Source organism: Streptomyces fagopyri, assembly GCF_009498275.1.
GTDB classification, from domain to species: domain Bacteria; phylum Actinomycetota; class Actinomycetes; order Streptomycetales; family Streptomycetaceae; genus Streptomyces; species Streptomyces fagopyri.
Map to the genome: position 1 here is coordinate 2,682,956 of NZ_CP045643.1, position 19,108 is coordinate 2,702,063.

15 protein-coding genes and 1 riboswitch are annotated in these 19,108 nt (G+C 71.5%); of the genes, 5 read left to right on the plus strand and 10 right to left on the minus strand.

The genetic code is table 11. The features are described from left to right. Window position 1 precedes the first annotated feature (1 nt). From GFH48_RS11395 to GFH48_RS11410, 4 genes are all read right to left on the minus strand, one after another. Window positions 2–649 (minus strand): thymidine kinase, encoded by a 648-nt coding sequence (locus GFH48_RS11395; RefSeq protein ID WP_153288154.1) that lies wholly within the window; start codon window positions 647–649, stop codon window positions 2–4. Window positions 650–697: 48 nt separating this feature from the next. Then, window positions 698–1,885, minus strand: coding sequence for an alkaline phosphatase family protein (locus GFH48_RS11400; RefSeq protein ID WP_153288155.1), 1,188 nt, complete (start codon window positions 1,883–1,885; stop codon window positions 698–700). Continuing rightward, window positions 1,885–2,472 carry a DUF5998 family protein gene (locus GFH48_RS11405; protein ID WP_153288156.1) on the minus strand — a complete coding sequence of 196 codons (588 nt, stop codon included), beginning with the start codon at window positions 2,470–2,472 and terminating at the stop codon, window positions 1,885–1,887. The genes GFH48_RS11400 and GFH48_RS11405 overlap by 1 nt, the downstream gene beginning before the upstream one ends. Window positions 2,473–2,584: 112 nt before the next feature. Continuing rightward, window positions 2,585–5,410 carry a bifunctional acetate--CoA ligase family protein/GNAT family N-acetyltransferase gene (locus GFH48_RS11410; RefSeq protein WP_153288157.1) on the minus strand — a complete coding sequence of 942 codons (2,826 nt, stop codon included), beginning with the start codon at window positions 5,408–5,410 and terminating at the stop codon, window positions 2,585–2,587. A gap of 178 nt (window positions 5,411–5,588) precedes the next feature. Here GFH48_RS11410 and GFH48_RS11415 point away from each other — a divergent pair, with 178 nt between their 5' ends. Beyond that, window positions 5,589–5,870 carry an HPr family phosphocarrier protein gene (locus tag GFH48_RS11415; RefSeq protein WP_148010890.1) on the plus strand — a complete coding sequence of 94 codons (282 nt, stop codon included), beginning with the start codon at window positions 5,589–5,591 and terminating at the stop codon, window positions 5,868–5,870. Window positions 5,871–6,052: 182 nt separating this feature from the next. On the opposite strand, the gene GFH48_RS11420 is transcribed toward GFH48_RS11415, so the two are convergent. From GFH48_RS11420 to GFH48_RS11435, 4 genes are all read right to left on the minus strand, one after another. Next, complete coding sequence (locus GFH48_RS11420) at window positions 6,053–6,748, minus strand: GntR family transcriptional regulator (protein ID WP_153288158.1); 696 nt, start codon at window positions 6,746–6,748, stop codon at window positions 6,053–6,055. Between the two features lie 188 nt (window positions 6,749–6,936). Beyond that, window positions 6,937–7,701 (minus strand): M23 family metallopeptidase, encoded by a 765-nt coding sequence (locus GFH48_RS11425; protein WP_153288159.1) that lies wholly within the window; start codon window positions 7,699–7,701, stop codon window positions 6,937–6,939. Window positions 7,702–7,714: 13 nt separating this feature from the next. After that, a riboswitch (cyclic di-AMP (ydaO/yuaA leader) is annotated at window positions 7,715–7,876 on the minus strand. A gap of 259 nt (window positions 7,877–8,135) precedes the next feature. Then, on the minus strand, window positions 8,136–9,524 hold the full coding sequence (locus tag GFH48_RS11430; RefSeq protein ID WP_153288160.1) for a M16 family metallopeptidase: 1,389 nt from the start codon (window positions 9,522–9,524) through the stop codon (window positions 8,136–8,138). After that, entirely contained in the window at window positions 9,521–10,894 is a 1,374-nt protein-coding gene (locus GFH48_RS11435; protein WP_194280841.1) for a M16 family metallopeptidase, read from the minus strand. The genes GFH48_RS11430 and GFH48_RS11435 overlap by 4 nt, the downstream gene beginning before the upstream one ends. A gap of 286 nt (window positions 10,895–11,180) precedes the next feature. On the opposite strand from GFH48_RS11435, the gene GFH48_RS11440 reads away from it, so the two are divergent. Next, window positions 11,181–13,640 carry a DNA gyrase/topoisomerase IV subunit A gene (locus tag GFH48_RS11440; RefSeq protein WP_153288162.1) on the plus strand — a complete coding sequence of 820 codons (2,460 nt, stop codon included), beginning with the start codon at window positions 11,181–11,183 and terminating at the stop codon, window positions 13,638–13,640. 7 nt (window positions 13,641–13,647) lie between these two features. Here GFH48_RS11440 and GFH48_RS11445 read toward each other — a convergent pair whose 3' ends face one another. Next, window positions 13,648–14,814 (minus strand): CobW family GTP-binding protein, encoded by a 1,167-nt coding sequence (locus tag GFH48_RS11445; RefSeq protein ID WP_153292861.1) that lies wholly within the window; start codon window positions 14,812–14,814, stop codon window positions 13,648–13,650. Between the two features lie 382 nt (window positions 14,815–15,196). Between GFH48_RS11445 and GFH48_RS11450 the strand changes: the two genes are divergently transcribed. Further along, window positions 15,197–15,742 carry a DUF6082 family protein gene (locus GFH48_RS11450; protein WP_153288163.1) on the plus strand — a complete coding sequence of 182 codons (546 nt, stop codon included), beginning with the start codon at window positions 15,197–15,199 and terminating at the stop codon, window positions 15,740–15,742. A 169-nt stretch (window positions 15,743–15,911) separates the two neighbouring features. Then, a complete protein-coding gene (locus GFH48_RS11455) occupies window positions 15,912–16,148 on the plus strand; it encodes a hypothetical protein (protein ID WP_153288164.1) in 237 nt (78 codons plus the stop codon). Window positions 16,149–16,421: 273 nt separating this feature from the next. Here the strand turns inward: GFH48_RS11455 and GFH48_RS11460 are convergent, their stop codons facing one another. Next, window positions 16,422–17,675 (minus strand): citrate synthase/methylcitrate synthase, encoded by a 1,254-nt coding sequence (locus GFH48_RS11460; RefSeq protein WP_228120520.1) that lies wholly within the window; start codon window positions 17,673–17,675, stop codon window positions 16,422–16,424. A 65-nt stretch (window positions 17,676–17,740) separates the two neighbouring features. On the opposite strand from GFH48_RS11460, the gene GFH48_RS11465 reads away from it, so the two are divergent. Next, window positions 17,741–19,027, plus strand: coding sequence for a citrate synthase family protein (locus GFH48_RS11465; RefSeq protein WP_153288165.1), 1,287 nt, complete (start codon window positions 17,741–17,743; stop codon window positions 19,025–19,027). The last annotated feature ends 81 nt before the right edge of the window (window positions 19,028–19,108 follow it).

Below are 19,108 nucleotides of genomic sequence, written 5' to 3' on the forward strand. Positions count from 1 at the left end.
CTCAGGCGGAGGCGATCGGGAGCACGTCCGGGGAGAGGGCGCTCGCGCGGGCGGTCGCCGCCGTCATCCGGCGGCGGTGGTGCCGGCGGCACAGGACCTCATAGCCGACGTCCTCCGCCTGGTTGACGTCGCCGACGACCACCTGGGCGCCCTCGACGACCATTTCGCCGCCTATCGTGCGGGCGTTGTGGGTGGCGCGGGCGCCGCACCAGCACAGGGCCTCGACCTGGAGGACCTCCACCCGGTCGGCCAGCTCCACCAGGCGCTGCGAGCCGGGGAAGAGCTTGGAGCGGAAGTCGGTGGTGATACCGAACGCGAAGACGTCGATGTCCAGTTCGTCGACCACACGTGCCAGTTGGTCGATCTGCCCGGGAGCCAGGAACTGGGCCTCGTCGGCGATCACGTAGTCCGCGCGGCCGCCCTGCGAGAGGTGTTCGACGAGGTAGGCGTACAGGTCCTGGTCGTCGGCGACCTCCACCGCGTCCGTGACCAGACCGAGGCGTGAGGAGAGCTTGCCCTCGCCCGCGCGGTCGTCGCGCGTGAAGATCATGCCCTGCAGACCCCGGGCCGAACGGTTGTGCTCGATCTGCAGAGCCAGCGTCGACTTCCCGCAGTCCATCGTTCCGGAGAAGAACACCAGCTCGGGCATGGTGAGTTGAGCACCTTTCGGCGAGAAGGGGGGCGGACGGGGAGAGGGTCAGGAACGTACTTCCAGGAGCGGGACGTGCTGTTCCGCCGGTGTCATCGAACCGTGGTTGCCGACCATCGCGGACTCTTTCGGCTCCCGCTCGGTCGCGATGATCAGGACGTCGTCCCGGGCCGCCGCGACGACATCGCCGATACGGGCGTACACCCGTTCGTCGACATGGGGTCCGAACCAGCCCGCCGCGATCGCCTCGTCACGCGAGGCCACCCAGAACTGCTCGCCCAGTACCTCGCGCCAGCAGGTCAGGACGTCCGCCTGGGCGCCCGGGACGGCGTACACATGCCGGGCCCGGCCCTCGCCGCCGAGCAGGGCGACCCCGGCACGCAGCTCCCAGTCCTCGTCGAAGTCGATGCGGTGCTGCTCGTCGAACGGGATGTCGATCATGCCGTGGTCCGCGGTGATGTACAGCGCGGAGCGCGGCGGCAGTTGCTCGGCGAGGCGCTGGACCAGCCGGTCGACGTACATCAGCTGGCCGCGCCAGGGGTCCGAGTCGACGCCGAACCGGTGGCCCTTGCCGTCCACCTCGGCGTAGTACGTGTAGACCAGGGAGCGGTCGCCCGCGGCGAGCTGCCCGGCCGCGAAGTCCATGCGGTCCTCGCCGGTCAGCCGGCCGTGGAAGGTGCCGCCGCTCAGCGCGACCTTGGTGAGCGGGGTGTTCTGGAAGGCGGGGGACGAGACCTGGGCGGTGTGCACTCCGGCCGCGTCCGCCAGCTCGAAGACCGTGGGGTACGGCTGCCAGGTGCGTGGCTGCGTCCACGGGATCCAGCGGAGCTGGTTCATCAGCTCGCCGGTGTCGGGGTTGCGCGCGGTGTACCCGGGCAGACCGTGCGCGCCGGGCGGCAGGCCCGTACCGACGGAGGCGAGGGAGGTCGCGGTGGTCGCCGGGTAACCCGCGGTGATCGGGCGTCCGGTCCCGCCCCGGGACGACGCCAGGAGCGACGCCATGAAGGGGGCCTCGTCGGGATGCGCCTTCAGCTGCTCCCAGCCGAGGCCGTCGATCAGGAAGACGCAGTTGCGGTCGGCGCCGGTCAGCTCCGGTATGGCGGCGGTCATGCCGGGCACCGACATGCCCGCGGCGAGCGTGGGCAGCAGATCCGCGAGCGAGCCCGTGCCGTACTCGGGGACGGGCGCGGAGCCGATGGCCAGGGGTTCCGGGTCTTCCCAGGTGGAGAGGGCCATCAGTGCGCGGGGTCCGCGGTCGCCTCGGAGAGGGACTGCGCGAAGGCCAGGGCCTGGCGGACCGTCTCCGGGCCGTCGCCCGCCTCGCTGACGCGCAGGCTCAGGTCGTCGGCCGTCGAATTGCCGGTGTAGCCGTGGTCCGCCTCGCAGTTGGGGTCGCCGCAGGCCGCGGGCTCCAGGTCGATACGGGCGACCGCGCCCCAGCCGATGGTCAGGACCACCTCGCGGGGCAGCGTGCCCGGCGCGTACGACTCGGGGTTGGCGACGACTCGGCTGACCACGACGGACGAGATCCGGCCGAGCTTCACGGACTCCGTCGACGTGGTGGCGTACGGCGTCGGCGAGGTCGTGTCCGCGTTCTGCTCGTCGGTGTGGCTCACGATGAAGCGGTTGCCGGTCAGGACGAGCACGGTGACGTGCCGGCGCACCTCGTTGGCGTCGAACGTCGTCTCCTGGTGGACCAGGTACGACCGGATGGCCTCGCCGCCGATCGCGGCCTCCACCGCCTCGGCCACGAGGGCCGGGTAGTAGCCGCTGCGCTCGATCGCCGCTCGCAGCCCCTGGGTCGTCGTACTGGTCTTGGCCATGACGTCCATCCTACGGGGGCCCACTGACTGCGAGGCACCGCTCGTGGGTCTCTGTCGTGGACGGATCAGAACGAGCGCGGGACGGCGCCGGTGCGGCGCGCGCGGCCGCCGCTCAGACGACCGGCAGCGTACGGGGGCCGAGGTCGTCGCGCAGGGGGGCACGGGCCAGCCGTACGGTGGCGCCGAGCACGCTCAGTCCGTGCGGTGCGACCACCACCGGCTCCAGGGAGACTCCGACGACCTCCGGATGATCGTCCACCAGGCGCGACACCCGCAGCATCACCTCTTCGAGGGCCGCCGTGTCGACGGGTGCCGAGCCCCGCCAGCCGAACAGGAGCGGCGCCGTCCGGATCGACCGGACCAGCGAGCTCGCGTCCCGGTCGGTGACCGGAATCAGCCGGTGCGCGGTGTCCCCCAGCAGCTCCGAGGCGGCTCCGGCCAGGCCGAACGAGAGCACCGCACCGGCCGCGGGGTCGATGACGGCCCGGACGACCGTGTCCACGCCGCGCGGCGCCATTCCCTGCACGACCGGCCGCAGCTCCTCCGGCGTCCCGAAGAGCTCGGTCAACTCCGCGTACGCCCTGCGCAGTTGCTCCTCGTCCGCCAGATCGAGGCGCACTCCGCCGAGGTCGGCGCGGTGCCGCAGGTGCGGGGCGGTGGTCTTGAGGGCCACGGGGTAGCCGAGGGTGCGCGCGGCCGCGGCGGCCTCGTCCGGCGTCGGCGCGGGCAGCGCGCGGCGTACGTCGACGCCGTACCGCCCGAGCAGCGCGCAGGTGTCCTCGGCCCCCAGCGTCAGCCCGGTGCCGCGGGAGAGAAGGGCGTCGATCTGCTCGGCGGCGCCCTTCTCGTCGATGTCCTCGTACTCGGGGACCTTGCCGGGCTCGGTCGCCTCCCGCCGCCACTGGGCGTACTTCACGGCCTCGGCGAGAGCGCGGACGGCGCGCTCGGCGGCGGGATAGGCGGGGATGAGGCGCGTCTCGTCCGGGGCACCGGCGGACGGCGGCCGCGGGTCCTGCCGTCCGACGGGGGCGGAGTGCGCGCCGGGCGGGGCGGCGGCCGTGGCTCCGGTCTGCGGGGCCGTGCTGGCGGCGGCGGACAGTGCCTCGGCGAGCCCGCCGAGCTCGACGTGCGCCACCAGCACCGGCTTCGCCGGGGCCGACGCCGAGGCCGAGCGCAGCGCCTCGGCCAGGGCCGCGTCCGCCACGGAGGTCTCCCCCACCGCGGGGATGGCCGTCACCACGACGGCGTCGCACCTCTCGTCGGCCAGTGCGCGTGCGAGCGCCCGGTGGAAGTCCTCCGCCGAGGCGGCCGTGGTCAGGTCCAGTGGCGGCAGCGGCCGCAGCCCCTCCGCGAGGCACGCGTCGAAGGTCAGCAGTCCCAGCGACTCGGAGTTCCCGAGGATCGCCACCCGGGGGCCGGGCGGGAGCGGCTGGCGCGCCAGCAGAAGGCCCGCGTCGACCAGCTCGGTGATCGTGTCGACCCGGATCACGCCGGCCTGCCCCAGCAGCGCGGAGACGGTGGCGTGCGGCAGCCGGGTGGCCCGTACCGCGTGTCCCTGGGGGGCCGCCGCGTGCCGTGCGCCCTGCACCACGACCAGCGGCTTCGCGGCCGCCGTCCGGCGCGCCAGCCGGGTGAACTTGCGGGGGTTGCCGATGGATTCGAGGTACATGAGGGCGACGTCGGTGTCCGGGTCGTCGTACCAGTACTGGAGGACGTCGTTGCCGGACACGTCCGCGCGGTTGCCGGTGGAGACGAACGTGGACACGCCGGTGACGCCCGTGACACCGCCGCCGCGCCGGTGCAGGCGGGACAGCAGGGCGATCCCGATGGCGCCGGACTGGGCGAACAGCCCTATCCGTCCGGGGCGTGGCATCTCCGGGGCCAGGGAGGCGTTGAGGCGCACGCCGGGAGCGGTGTTGATGATCCCGAAGCTGTTCGGGCCGATGATCCGCATGCCGTACGTGCGGGCCTGGCGGACGAGTTCGCGCTGGCGCTCGCGCCCGCCGGGGCCGCTCTCGGCGTACCCGGCGGAGACGACGACGAGACCCTGCACCCCGTGCTCACCGCACTCCGCGACGACCTCGGGGACGTACGGCGCGGGCACGGCGACGACCGCGAGGTCGACGTGCTCGCCGATGTCACGGACGGAGCGGTGCGCGGGGACGCCGTCGAGCTCCTTCTCCCCGAGCGACTTGTTCACCGCGTACAGCCGGCCCGTGAAGCCGGCCTCGCGGAGGTTGGCGAGAACGCTGCGGCCCACCCCGCCGGCCGTGCGTCCCGCGCCGATGACGGCGACCGAGCCGGGTGCGAGCAGCCGCTGCACGGAGCGGGCCTCGGCGCGCTGCTCCCGCGCGCGCTGCACGGCGAGGGAGCGGTCGGTGGGTTCGAGGTCGAACTCCAGGCGTACGACGCCGTCCTCGAAGTGCCGCTTCTGCTGGTACCCGGCGTCCGTGAACACCTTGATCATCTTGGTGTTGGCGGGCAGCACCTCGGCGGCGAACCGGCGGATGTCCCGCTCCCTGGCCACCGCCGCGATGTGTTCGAGGAGGGCGGAGGCGACACCGCGGCCCTGGTGGGCGTCCTGCACGAGGAAGGCGACCTCGGCCTCGTCGGCGGGAGCGGAGGCGGGCAGGCCGCCGGCACCAATGCGGTCATAGCGTACGGTGGCGATGAACTCGCCGCCGATCGTGGCCGCGAGCCCCACCCTGTCCACGAAGTCGTGGTGCGTGAAGCGGTGGACGTCCTTGGCGGACAGGCGCGGGTACGGCGCGAAGAAGCGGTAGTACTTCGACTCGTCCGAGACCTGCTCGTAGAAGCTGACCAGGCGCTCGGCGTCGTCGACGGTGATGGGCCTGACACGGGCCGTGCCTCCGTCACGCAGCACCACGTCGGCCTCCCAGTGGGAGGGGTACTCGTGCCGGTCCGACGAGGTCTGCATGGGCCCCAGAGTACGGCTCGCGTCCGACAGCGGCGCGAGGCAGGCTGGGGGCAGCGGATTCGGATCCAGGCCGGGGTCCGAAGCCGGGTCCGGGGCGGGTACGACACCCGCTTCGGACGCGCTTCACTCTATGGAACACTGGTCTAGACAACCCTGAACCCCTGAAGGGCAGCATCACATGGCTGAGCGCCGCGTCAACGTCGGCTGGGCCGAGGGCCTCCACGCCCGTCCCGCCTCCATCTTCGTCCGGGCGGCCACGGCCTCCGGCATCCCCGTGACGATCGCCAAGGCGGACGGCAACCCCGTCAACGCGGCCTCCATGCTGGCGGTCCTCGGCCTGGGCGCCCAGGGCGGCGAGGAGATCGTCCTCGCCTCCGAGGCCGAGGGCGCGGACGCCGCTCTCGACCGGCTGGCCAAGCTGGTCGCGGAAGGCCTCGAGGAGCTTCCCGAGACCGTCTGAGGAACTCCCCTCACGGGGTTCCCGAACGGACGGCGGTGAGGGTCTTCACACCGAAGGACATCGCCACGCGGATATGGCGGAGGGCTCGCCCGAAAACATCGGGCGAGCCCTCCGCTATTTCGAATTACGGGCAGCAGAAATAATCCCCCGCGAATTACCCCTCTTTGTATACGGCCACCGTGTTAATGACGCAGGCCCGTCATGTTTACGGGATGTTGCGAAGTCCTCACACGGTCCGGGCGGTCTCCCCCACCGGGAAACCTCAGCCGGTGCGCGGCCGTCGCGCGCTCGGTGTGCAGCGCCGTGACGGCCCGGGCCCGCTCGCCGTCGCCGCGCGCCACCGCGTCCACGATGCCGCCGTGCTCCGCCCAGGACTCCACCGGATCGGCGGGTGCCTCGACCGTGTACATCCAGGCGATCTTGTGCCGCAACTGAGCCAGCGTGGAGGTCAGCGCGGGGCTGCCGGAGGCCTGCGCGAGCGTCTCGTGGAACCAGCCGCCCAGGGAACGCAGATCCTCGCTGTTCCCCCTCCTGGAGCGCTCCTGACCCAGCCTGACCAGGCCTCGAAGCACCTTGAGGTGGGCCTCGGTCCGCCGCTGGGCGGCCCGGTAGGCCCCCAGCGGCTCCAGGAGCATGCGCATCTCCAGCAGATCCGCGGCCTCCTGCTCGGTCGGCTCCGCCACGCACGCGCCCGCGTGCCGGCGGGTGAGGACGAACCCCTCGGCCTCCAGGGTGCGCAGAGCCTCCCGCACCGGGACGCGCGAGACGCCGTAGCGGCGCGCGAGCAGTTCCTCGGTGAGCCGGCCGCCGCGCTCGTAGACACCCGCGACGATGTCGTCGCGGATCGCCGTGCATACCGAGTGCGCGGGAATGCGCATGACCGGACCTCCGCCTTAATCCCCGCGAAACGCGGTCGATCGACGCTCTTTCGGCGACTCTATTGCAGGGAGCCGGAATTTCCGATGGCGGGCCGGAATCCATGGATATTTTTTGGACAGACAGCAGTTCGAAACGACGAAGCCCCGGCTCGGGTGAACCGGGGCTTCACAAGGACGGGCACCTCTCGTCAGACGTTCACGCCGTGCGAGCGGAGGTAGGCGACCGGGTCGATGTCGGAGCCGTACTCCGCCGTGGTGCGGGCCTCGAAGTGGAGGTGGGGCCCGGTGGTGTTTCCGGTGGCCCCGGAGAGGCCCAGCACGCCGCCGGGCGTGACGGTCTGGCCCACGGCCACACCGATGGACGACAGGTGGCCGTACATCGTGTACGTACCGTCGTGCATCCGCAGGACGATCTGGTTGCCGTAGGCGCCGCCCCAGCCCGCCGTGACGACCGTGCCCGAGCCGACCGCGTGGACCGGGGTCCCGGACGCGGCGTGGAAGTCGACGCCGGTGTGGCTGCCGGAGGACCAGAGGCTGCCGCCGGCCTTGTAACCCGTGGAGACGTACGAGCCGGGGATCGGCAGGACGAAGGTGTTGAGACGCTTGCGCTCGGCGGCGCGGGCGGCGCGCTCCTTGGCCGCGCGCTCCTTCCTCGCCTCCTCGACGGCCCGCTTGCGCGCGGCCTGTTCGGCCTTCTCGCGGGCGGCGGCCTCGTCGGCGGCCCGCTGCTGCGCGGCGGCCTGGGCGTCGATCTGGGCGGCGACCGAGTCGCCGATGGTGATCGCCTGGGTCAGTCCGGTCTGCTCGACGGAGCTGTCCGCGGCGAAGGCCGGGGCGGCCAGGGTTCCGATGACACCGGTGGTGGTGAGCGCCGCGACGCCGACGGCGTTCGAGGTGGTGCGCTTCACGCGGCTCGGCCGACGGTGTTTCCCGGGGCCACAGGTGAACGCCATGAAGGGGCTGGGTCCTTTCCTTCCCTCTCGCCTACCGGGTTAGCTGACGGGTTCGGAGCAGGAAGGTCTCCTACGGACGCCCTCGCGGGGAGGGGGTCCGATTCACCCCAGGGACTGCGTACGGGTCCCCGGCTCCCCTGGCTCGCACCGTACGGGGACTCGGCGATGACTGTCCGGTGCCGCGGACGCGGCGCACTGCCTGACGAACAGCCGGACCGACGCTAAGCGGGCCGTCTTTCGATCGACAAACGGAACACGGTTTTTGTAGTGCATGCCACAGGGCGGAAAGGCAACCTCCCTATCAATACGGACAAATTGAGGATGTTGTCCGGGCAAAAAGGGGCCCGGGCGACTCTTCGGTCACCCGGGCCCCTGGACTCGCGTACTCCGCCGCGTACTCCGCGACGCACTCGGCGAGGATTTCCGCCGCGCTCCTACTCGGCGGCCACGACGGTCACTTCACCGATGCCGAGCGCCCTGACGGGCTCCTCGATCTGCGTGGCGTCGCCCACCAGGACGGTGACCAGACGGTCCACCGGGAAGGCGCTCACCGCCGCGGCGGTGGCCTCCACGGTGCCGGTCGCGGCGAGCTGCTGATACAGCGTCGCCTGGTAGTCGTCCGGCAGGTACTGCTCGACCTGGTCGGCGAGCGTGCCCGCGACGGCCGCCGCGGTCTCGAACTTGAGGGGCGCCACACCCACCAGGTTCTGCACGGCGACGTCCCGTTCCGCGTCCGTCAGACCGTCGGCGGCGAGGGTGCGCAGCACCTTCCAGAGGTCGTCCAGCGCGGGCCCGGTGTTCGGTGTGTCCACGGAGCCGCTGATGGCGAGCATCGCGATGCCCGTGCCGTCCGGGGCGGAACGCATCACCTGGCCGAAGGCCCGCACCCCGTAGGTGTAGCCCTTCTCCTCGCGCAGCACGCGGTCCAGGCGCGAGGTGAGGGTGCCGCCGAGGCAGTACGTGCCGAGCACCTGGGCCGGCCAGACACGGTCGTGCCGGTCCGAGCCGACGCGGCCGATCAGCAGCTGCGTCTGGACCGCGCCGGGGCGGTCCACGATGATCACGCGGCCGGTGTCGTCCGCGTTGACCGGCGGCACGGGACGCGGCTCGGCGGAGGAGCCGGTCCAGGCACCGAGCGTCTCGGCGAGCAGCCCGTCGAGGTCCACGCCGGTGAGGTCGCCGACGATCACGGCCGTGGACGTGGCCGGGCGTACGTGCCGGTCGTAGAAGGCGCGGACGCCCGCCGCGTCGATCTTCTGGACGGTCTCCTCGGTGCCCTGCCGGGGACGGGACATCCGCGAGGTCGGCGGGAACAGCTCCTTGGAGAGCTCCTTGGCCGCGCGGCGGGCCGGGTTGGCGCTCTCGTGCGGGATCTCGTCGAGCCGGTTGCGCACCAGCCGCTCGATCTCGCTCTCGGCGAACGCCGGTGCCCTCAGGGCGTCGGCGAGCAGACCGAGCGCCTTGGTCAGGCGCGAGACGGGCACTTCGAGGGACAGGCGTACGCCGGGGTGGTCGGCGTGCGCGTCGAGGGTGGCGCCGCAGCGCTCCAGCTCGGCGGCGAACTCCTCGGCGGAGAGCTTGTCGGTGCCCTCGGAGAACGCGCGCGCCATGATCGTGGCGATGCCGTCGAGACCGGCGGGCTCGGCCTCCAGCGGCGCGGCGAGCAGCACCTCGACCGCGACGACCTGCTGGCCGGGGCGGTCGCAGTGCAGCAGGGTCAGGCCGTTGTCCAGGGTGCCGCGCTCGGGAGCGGGGAACGCCCAGGGCTTGGGCCGGCCGGCCTGCGGCTGCGGGTGGAAGTCCATGGTGGCGAGCTCGGTCACTTCGCCGCCTCCTCGTCGGTGTCGTCGGCGGCCTCGGTGGCTTCGGTGGCTTCGTCCGCGGCGGTGGCCTCGTCGGCGAGCGGCTCGTAGACGAGCACCGCGCGGTTGTCGGGGCGCAGGCGGGCCTTGGCGACCTCCTGGACCTCCTCGGCGGTGATGTCGAGGATGCGCCGCACGGCCGTCAGGGCGAGCAGCGGATCGCCGAACAGGACCGCGTACCGGCACAGTTCGTCGGCACGGCCCGCGACGGTGCCGAGCCGGTCCAGCCACTCGCGCTCCAACTGCGCCTGGGCGCGCTCCATCTCCTCGGTCGTGGGGCCCTCCTCGGCGAACCGGGCGAGCTCCTCGTCGACGGCGGCCTCGATCACCGGGACCTCGACGTCGCCGGACGTCTTCACGTCCAGCCAGCCCAGGGAGGGCGCCCCGGCGAGCCGCAGCAGGCCGAACCCGGCCGCGACGGCGGTGCGGTCGCGGCGTACGAGCCGGTTGTAGAGGCGGGAGGACTCGCCGCCGCCGAGGACGGTCAGGGCGAGGTCGGCCGCGTCGGACGCGCGCGTGCCGTCCTCGGGGAGCCGGTAGGCGGCCATCAGGGCGCGCGCCGGGACCTCCTCCTCGACGACCTCGCGCAGCTGCCCACCCATGGTCTCGGGCAGCGAGCCGTCGCGCGGGGCCTGCTTCCCGTCGTGCCCGGCGATGGAGCCGAAGTACTTCTCGATCCAGGCGAGCGTCTGCTCGGGGTCGATGTCCCCGACGACCGAGAGCACCGCGTTGTTGGGCGCGTAGTAGGTGCGGAAGAACGCGCGGGCGTCCTCCAGCGTCGCCGCGTCCAGGTCCGCCATCGACCCGATCGGCGTGTGGTGGTACGGGTGGCCCTCGGGGTACGCGAGCGCGGTCAGCTTTTCGAAGGCCGTGCCGTAGGGCACGTTGTCGTAGCGCTGCCTGCGCTCGTTCTTGACGACGTCCCGCTGGTTCTCCATGGACTCGTCGTCGAGCGCGGCGAGCAGCGAGCCCATCCGGTCCGCCTCCAGCCAGAGGGCGAGCTCCAGCTGGTGGGCCGGCATCGTCTCGAAGTAGTTGGTGCGCTCGAAGCTGGTGGTCCCGTTGAGCGAACCACCCGCGCCCTGCACCAGTTCGAAGTGGCCGTTGCCCTTCACCTGGCCCGATCCCTGGAACATCAGGTGCTCGAAGAGGTGGGCGAGTCCGGTGCGGCCCTCGACCTCGTGGCGCGAGCCGACGTCGTACCAGAGGCACACCGCCGCGACCGGGGTCAGATGGTCCTCGGAGAGCACCACGCGCAGGCCGTTGGCCAGGCGGTGCTCGGTCGCTGTCAGACCGCCGGAGCCTGTCTCAGCTGTGGCCGTGTGACCCATGGGCATGTACGTCCCTTCGATCGCGGAAACTGCAGAATTCCTGCCGGTCCTGCCACTGTATGCAAGCGTGCCGACAGGTGGCGAAGTTCCCGCGCCCCGTACGCCGAGAGCGAGACTCACCTGCGGCGCGAGGGCGGTCTTCCGCTCGCCGGAAGCGGGCGGAAACGGCCTCCGCGCAGCCGCTACGGACGGGTCGCGGTCCGCGTTGTCAGCGGGGCGGTCCACAATGGTGCGCGTCAGATCCCGTTCATGCCCCGGCAGAGACTGTGAAGGAGCCGCAGCAGCGATGGCCCGCCGCAGCACGAAGACCCCGCAGCCCGACGACTCGTACGAGGAGAAGATCCTCGACATCGACGTCGTGGACGAGATGCAGGGCTCCTTCCTCGAATACGCGTACTCGGTCATCTACTCGCGAGCCCTGCCGGACGCCCGTGACGGCCTCAAGCCCGTACACCGACGCATCGTCTACCAGATGAACGAGATGGGGCTGCGCCCCGACCGCGGCTACGTGAAGTGCGCCCGCGTCGTCGGCGAGGTCATGGGTAAGCTCCACCCGCACGGCGACGCGTCGATCTACGACGCCCTGGTCCGGCTGGCCCAGCCCTTCTCCATGCGCCTGCCGCTGGTCGACGGCCACGGCAACTTCGGCTCGCTCGGCAACGACGACCCGCCGGCCGCGATGCGTTACACCGAGTGCCGGATGGCCGACGCCACGTCACTGATGACCGAGTCCATCGACGAGGACACGGTCGATTTCGCACCGAACTACGACGGCCAGGAGCAGGAGCCCGGCGTCCTCCCGGCGGCGTACCCGAATCTCCTGGTCAACGGCTCGTCGGGGATCGCCGTCGGCATGGCGACCAACATGCCGCCGCACAACCTCGGCGAGGTCGTGGCCGCCGCCCGGCACCTGATCCGCTATCCGGGCGCCGACCTGGACACGCTGATGAAGTACGTGCCGGGCCCCGACCTGCCCACGGGTGGCCGGATCGTCGGCCTGTCCGGGATCAGGGACGCCTACGAGTCCGGCCGCGGCACCTTCAAGATCCGTGCCACGGTGTCGGTGGAGGACGTGACGGCGCGCCGCAAGGGTCTCGTCGTCACCGAACTGCCCTTCACGGTCGGCCCGGAGAAGGTGATCGCGAAGATCAAGGACCTGGTCGGCGCCAAGAAGCTCCAAGGCATCGCCGACGTGAAGGACCTCACCGACCGCGCGCACGGCCTGCGCCTGGTCATCGAGGTCAAGAACGGCTTCGTGCCGGAGGCGGTCCTGGAGCAGCTCTACAAGCTGACGCCGATGGAGGAGTCCTTCGGCATCAACAACGTGGCGCTGGTGGACGGCCAGCCCCTCACCCTGGGCCTCAAGGAGCTCCTGGAGGTCTATCTCGACCACCGCTTCGAGGTCGTGCGCCGGCGCAGCGAGTTCCGCCGCGGCAAGAAGCGCGACCGGCTCCACCTGGTCGAGGGTCTCCTCGTCGCGCTGATCGACATCGACGAGGTCATCCGTCTGATCCGGTCCAGCGAGAACTCGGCGCAGGCCAAGGAGCGCCTGATCGAGCGCTTCTCGCTCTCCGAGATCCAGACGCAGTACATCCTGGACACCCCGCTGCGCCGCCTCACCAAGTTCGACCGCATCGAGCTGGAGTCGGAGCGCGACCGGCTCAACGGCGAGATCGACGAGCTGACCGGGATCCTGGATTCGGACGCCGAGCTGCGCAAGCTGGTCTCCACCGAACTGGCCGCGGTGGCCAAGAAGTTCGGCACCGACCGGCGCACGGTGCTCCTGGAGTCCGCCGGCTCCGCCGCGACGACGGTTCCGCTCCAGGTGGCGGACGCCCCGTGCCGGGTACTGCTGTCCTCGACGGGCCTGCTCGCCCGTACGGCCAACGGCGACGCCTTCGCGGAGGCGGAGGACGCCAAGCGCACCAAGCACGACCTGATCGTCTCCGCGGTGCCCGCGACGGCCCGTGGCGAGATCGGGGTGGTCATCTCCTCGGGCCGGCTGCTGCGGCTGAACGTGATCGACCTTCCGCAGCTGCCGGAGACCGCGGCGGCGCCCAACCTCTCCGGGGGCGCGCCGATCTCGGAGTTCCTGTCCTCCCTGGAGCCGGGCGAGACGGTCGTCTGCCTGACGACGCTCGACGAGTCCTCCCCCGGCCTGGCGCTCGGCACCGAGCAGGGCGTCGTGAAGCGTGTGGTACCCGACTACCCCCTCAACAAGGAGGAGTTGGAGGTCATCACCCTCAAGGACGGCGACCGGATCGTCGGCGCGGTGGAGCTGCGCACCGGCGAGGAGGACCTGGTCTTCGTCACCGACGACGCCCAGTTGCTGCGCTACCAGGCCTCGCAGGTCCGCCCGCAGGGCAGGGCGGCGGGCGGGATGGCCGGCATCAAGCTCACGGACGGCGCGAAGGTGATCTCCTTCACCGTGGTCGACCCCGCGGTGGACGCGGTGGTCTTCACCGTGGCCGGCTCGCGCGGCACGCTGGACGACTCCGTCCAGACCACGGCCAAGCTGACACCGTTCGACCAGTACCCGCGCAAGGGCCGCGCCACGGGCGGTGTGCGCTGCCAGCGGTTCCTGAAGGGCGAGGACTGCCTGTCGCTGGCCTGGGCGGGCGCGGCTCCGGCGCGGGCCTCGCAGAAGAACGGCACACCGGCGGAGCTGCCGGAGATGGACCCGCGGCGTGACGGTTCGGGCGTGTCGCTGGCGAAGACCGTGTCGGTGGTGGCGGGTCCGGTGTAGTGCCGGTTCAGCCCTCCGGGCTCTGCTCCTGTACGTAGCGCAGGACGCCCCACATGCTGTGTTCGTCGGCGTGGGGGGCGTCCTCTTCGCAGGCCGCCAGGTCCTTGCCGAGGGCGGTCGTGTCGATGCCCGAACCGATCAGGACGAGCTGGGTACGGCGTTCACCGGCGGCGGCCCCGGGATCCGGGGCGACGGCCCAGGGCTCGGGACGGAACCGCAGGAACGGCCCGACCGCGTGCACGGCGTAGCGGTTGCGGCGGTCGTGGGCACCGAAGTCGACGTACCCCTTGATGCGGTAGAGCCCCTCCGGTCTGCTGTCGAGGAACTCCATCAACCGCCTTGGGGAGAGCGGGACTTCGGAGGTGAAGGCGAGGGACTCGTAGGCCGTGTGCAGATGACCGGCGTGACCGTCGCGGTCCCGGCGACCATCGCCGCCGGTGCGGCCGTCGTGGTCCGTGCCACCGTCGTGGTCCGTGCGGCCCTCGTGGTCCGTGCGGTCGGCCTCGTCGTGCCTGTGGAGGTCGTCGAAGGAGAGCTGGCCGACGCGGTCCTCGCTGGGCCTGCGGTCGAAGAGGAACTCGGGGTCGACACGGCCGTACACGGCGGACACGACGGCGGCGCGGTCCACGAGGTCCCGTACGGTGCTCAGCACCCGCTCCCCGCCGCCGGCACGGTCGATCTTGTTGACGACGACGAGGTCGGCGAGGGCGAGGTGCCGGTCGATCTCGGGATGCTTCTCGCGCGTACCGTCGAACTCGGCCGCGTCGACCACCTCGACGAGTCCGCCGTAGACGGTCCGCGGATTCTCGCCGGCGAGCACCATCCGCACGAGTTCCTGGGGCTCGGCGAGGCCGCTCGCCTCGATGACGATGACGTCGATGCGCGCCGAGGGCCGGGTGAGCCGTTCCAGATAGTCGTCGAGCTCACTGGCGTCCACGGCGCAGCACAGGCATCCGTTCCCCAGCGACACGGTGGAGTCCCCGAGCGCTCCGGCCACCGCCATCGCGTCGATCTCGATCGCCCCGAAGTCGTTGACGATCGCGCCGATGCGGCTGCCTCCGCTGTGGTGCAGGAGGTGGTTGAGCAGGGTGGTCTTGCCGGAGCCGAGGAAGCCGGCGAGGACGATGACGGGGATCTGCCGGTCACCGGCCAAAGGCGGCCCGTCCGGCGCCACCGGGGCCTGCTGCGGGCTGGTCTGGCTCAACGGGCGACCTCTTTCACACCGACGCGTGCGCCGGCTCGTGAACCGGCTTTTCGACGAGGCGGCTCGTGGACCGGCGCTCGTACGGGGAATTGCTGTCGTCCCAGGATACGAGTGGGGGGAATCGCCCCGAAGTGAACGATTGTTAGCGGCGCTCACGGGGCACACGTTGGGCATGGCGCCGGGACGCGCAACCCTCACTTCCCTCCGTGCGCCTCCTCTCCGCCTCCCCGCCGATCAGAGCCGCTCGGCAAGACTGGGAGACGGCAAGCGCGCCGCCCACCGCTCGCCGGTCCGCTCCCTGTCGCCCCACAACCGACGACCGGCGGAACGGTCGCCTGATTCGGGGGTTGACATGGCCACACGGAAATTCGGGGTACAGGGGTGGGGTTCCGCGTCCGTCGCGGGGCTCGCCTTCGCGGCGGGGGCCCTCACCGCCTTCGCCACCCGACGACGACGTTACGAAGAACTGCGCCTGCGGGTCGCGGAGATGGAGCGGGGAGCTCGGCAGAACGCCATGCTCGACCAGCAGCGCGCCCAGCACTACCTGCTGAGCAAGGCCATGGACGACGCCGACCTGGCAGCGGTGTACAGCACCGTCCAGGTGGATTCGCCCGTCCGGCAGCGCCAGTACCTCTTCGCGAACGCCATGTACACCAACGCCCTCCTCGCCTACCGCGTCGAGGTGGTCAGCTGGGAGGAACTCCACGGTCACCTTCGGATGTTCTGCCAGAACCCGATCTTTCGGGCCTACTGGGACGCCCATCGTCCACATCGGTCGAGCCTCGAGGGCAACTCGACGGAGGCACGGGTGGGCCGAATGGTGGACCGTCTCATCCTCGATCTGGACGAGGCCGACACGGAAGAGTGGTGGGTGGTGGGTGAACCACCCACCGAATAAACGCAGTTGATCTGCGCCGCCCGTTCCGCCACGCCGGTCGGCCCGCCACCCCCGAGTCGGCCCACGAGGATGTCCTCGGTAATAATGCCGCTATTCTGACCCCGCCCTCAGCCGTCGAGACGCGAGGAACCGGGGTCCATCGGCGTTTCTAGACACGAGGGCAGGGATCTTGAAAATCGTTCGTCGCATCGGTGCGTCCCCACGCGAGAGAGGCAGCATGTCCGGCGATTCGTGCCCGGACATCTTCGAGCTCAGCGACGGCAATTTCGCCGTCATCGGAACCGAGGCCACGGCGGCCCTCGACGACGAGCTCCCCTCCGACGCCGCTCGCGCCGACTACGAGCGCATCGTGATCGTCAGCAGAGAGACACTGGTACGCGCCAAGGCCGACATTCCCGACAAGTGACGCAGCCGTAGGACCGCGACACGGACTGCCCCGTCAACCGTCGAGGTCGGCACCCCGGTCACCCCGGTGAGGCTCGATCTCCGGACGCGGCGTCCCCGCAGGCCCCCGTGGACATGAACAGCCTTCGCCCCGTGCACGAACCTTGATGCCACGGGGCCGCTCCGAGCAGACCGGCGATCACCGCGCCCGGCAGTGCTCGACCACTACTCCGTGAGGTCCGATACCGGACCGGTGCCGGACCTCACGCAACGCACCCAGAACGCCTCACACCCCTCAGGCCGCTTCGGGAACCGCCACCGGCGGCACCGGTCCCACATATCGCGCCGACGGGCGGATGATCTTCGAATCCTGTGCCTGTTCCAGGATGTTGGCGCTCCAGCCGACGACCCGGGCCGCCGCGAAGGTGGGGGTGAACATCTCGCGCGGCAGGCCGCACAGTTCCATGACCACCCCGGCGTAGAACTCGACGTTGGTGTGGAGTTCGCGGCCGGGCTTCAGCTCGGCCAGGATCGCCTCCACCCGGTGCTCGACCTCGACGGCGAAGTCGACCAGGGAGCCGCCGAACCCCTGGGCGATGTCACGGAGCATCCGGGAGCGCGGGTCCTCGGTGCGGTAGACGGCGTGACCGAATCCCATGACGCGCTCACCGGCGAGGACCCGGGCGCGGATCCACGGGTCGATGCGCTCGGGGGTACCGATCGCGTCGAGCGTGTCCAGGGCACGGCTCGGCGCCCCACCGTGCAACGGCCCCGACAGCGCCCCCACGGCGCCCACCAGGCAGGCCGCCACGTCCGCACCCGTCGACGCGATCACCCGCGCCGTGAACGTCGACGCGTTGAAGCCGTGGTCGATGGTCGAGATCAAGTACTGCTCGACCGCCCGCGCCCGCGCCGCGTCCGGTTCCGAACCCGTCAGCATGTACAGGTAGTTCGCGGCGTAGGGAAGGTCCTCGCGCGGCTCCACCGGTTCCAGCCCCCGCCCGAGCCGGTACAGCGCGGTGAGGAGCGTCGGCACGGCCGCGCACGCGGCGAGCGTGTCCGCCCGGCGCCGGTCCGGGTCGATGTCGTACAGCGGCCGGAATCCCGACGCCGCCCCGAGCAGCGACAACGCGGTCCGCAGGCCCGCGAGCGGTCCGGCGGGGCCGGTCGCCGCCGCGATCGCGGGCAGCGCGGCACGCACCTCGTCCGGGAGGCGGCGCAGTGGCGCGACCCGCGCGGCGAAGGCGTCGCCGCCGGCCCTGTCCGGCAGTTCGCCGTGGACCAGCAGGTACCAGACGTCCTCGAACCCGCGGGTCCGCGCGAGTTCGACGGCCGAGTACTGACGGTAGTGGTAGAAGCCCTCCTGCCCTCTGACGTCACCCAGCGCGGTCTCGGTGACGACGACACCCGCCAGTCCTCGCGGTATGTCGAGAGGGGCGGCGGCTGTCACGGCGGTGGGGGCGGTGACGGTGGCGGTGACTGCGGCGGCGACCGTGGCGGCCGGGTTGTTCGGCATGCCGTCCTCCCTGAACTTGATTTGACTGTCCATGGTTGACGTAATCTCTGTCAATATTGATTGCATCAATATATCGATCCACGGATACGGTGTCGCCCATGACGGATCAGGAAACGGGAGCGCCGGCGCACGCGAGCCGGCGTCTCACCACCAGGGAGACCGCCGACCTGCTCGGTGTGAAGCCCGAGACCGTGTACGCGTACGTGAGCCGCGGCCAGCTCAGCAGCCGACGGGACCCCTCCGGCCGCGGCAGCACCTTCGACGCCGAGGAGGTGGAGGCGCTGGCGCGGCGCAACAGGCGTGACTCCAGCGGGAGCCCGAGCGCGGGCGGCGAGCTGTCCGTCCGTACCCGCATCACGTTGATCGACGACGACCGGTACTACTACCGCGGCGTCGACGCGACCGAACTGGCCGCACGCCACTCCTACGAAGAGATCGCCGAGTGGCTGTGGACCGGACAGCTGCGCCCCGGCATCACGTTCACCGCTCCGGCGGCGACCGTCGCCGCGGCCCGCCGGGCCGTCGACGTGCTGCCCGAACACAGCGGCCCGACGGACCTGCTGCGCGTCGCCGCGATCGCCGCCTCGGCCGCCGACCCGCTCCGCTTCGACCTGTCGGAGAGTGCCGTCCTCGGCACCGCCCGCACCCTCGTCCCCCTCCTCGTCGCCGCCCTCCCGCCGAAGCGGCACGACCACCGCGACGACGGCCCTCTGGCCCACCGCCTGTGGCCCCGCCTCACCGGCCGCAGTCCTGACGAGGCGTCACTGCGGGTGCTGGACACGGCCCTCGGCCTCCTCGTCGACCACGACCTGGCCGCCTCCACGCTCGCGGTCCGGGTCGCCGCGTCGGCCCGGGCGCATCCGTACGCCGCCGTGTCCGCGGGCCTAGGCGTCCTCGAAGGGCCCCTGCACGGCGCCGCCGGCGGCCTGGCCCACCGGATGCTCCTCGACGTACTGGACCAGGGCACCGCGGCACCGGTGGTCGCCGACGAGCTGCGCGCCGGGCGCCGCGTCCCCGGTCTCGGCCACCGGCTCTACCGCGGCGAGGATCCGCGCGCGCGTGCCCTGTTCACCCTCCTGGAGGAGGTACCCGGCGCGGCACCGGCCCTGGCGGCGGCACGGGACATCGTGACCACCACCGCCCGCCACGCCCCCCTGCACGCCAACGTCGACCTCGCGCTGGCGGTGCTCACGGTCTCCTCCGGCATGTCCTCCTCCGCCGCGGAGACGGTCTTCGCCGTCGCCCGGACGGCGGGGTGGATCGCCCACGCCCTGGAGGAGTACGGGGAACGGCCGCTGCGCATGCGTCCGAGCGGCCAGTACGTGGGAGCGCGGCCACCACAGCCGCTCCCTGAGTGCGCCCCCACAAGCCCCTACGAGCGCTGAATGCGCCTGAAGTGCGCCCCCGTCCGCAGGACCGGCGGTCACCCTGGGCCAAGGTCGGAAGTCGCCCTGATCGAAGTCAGG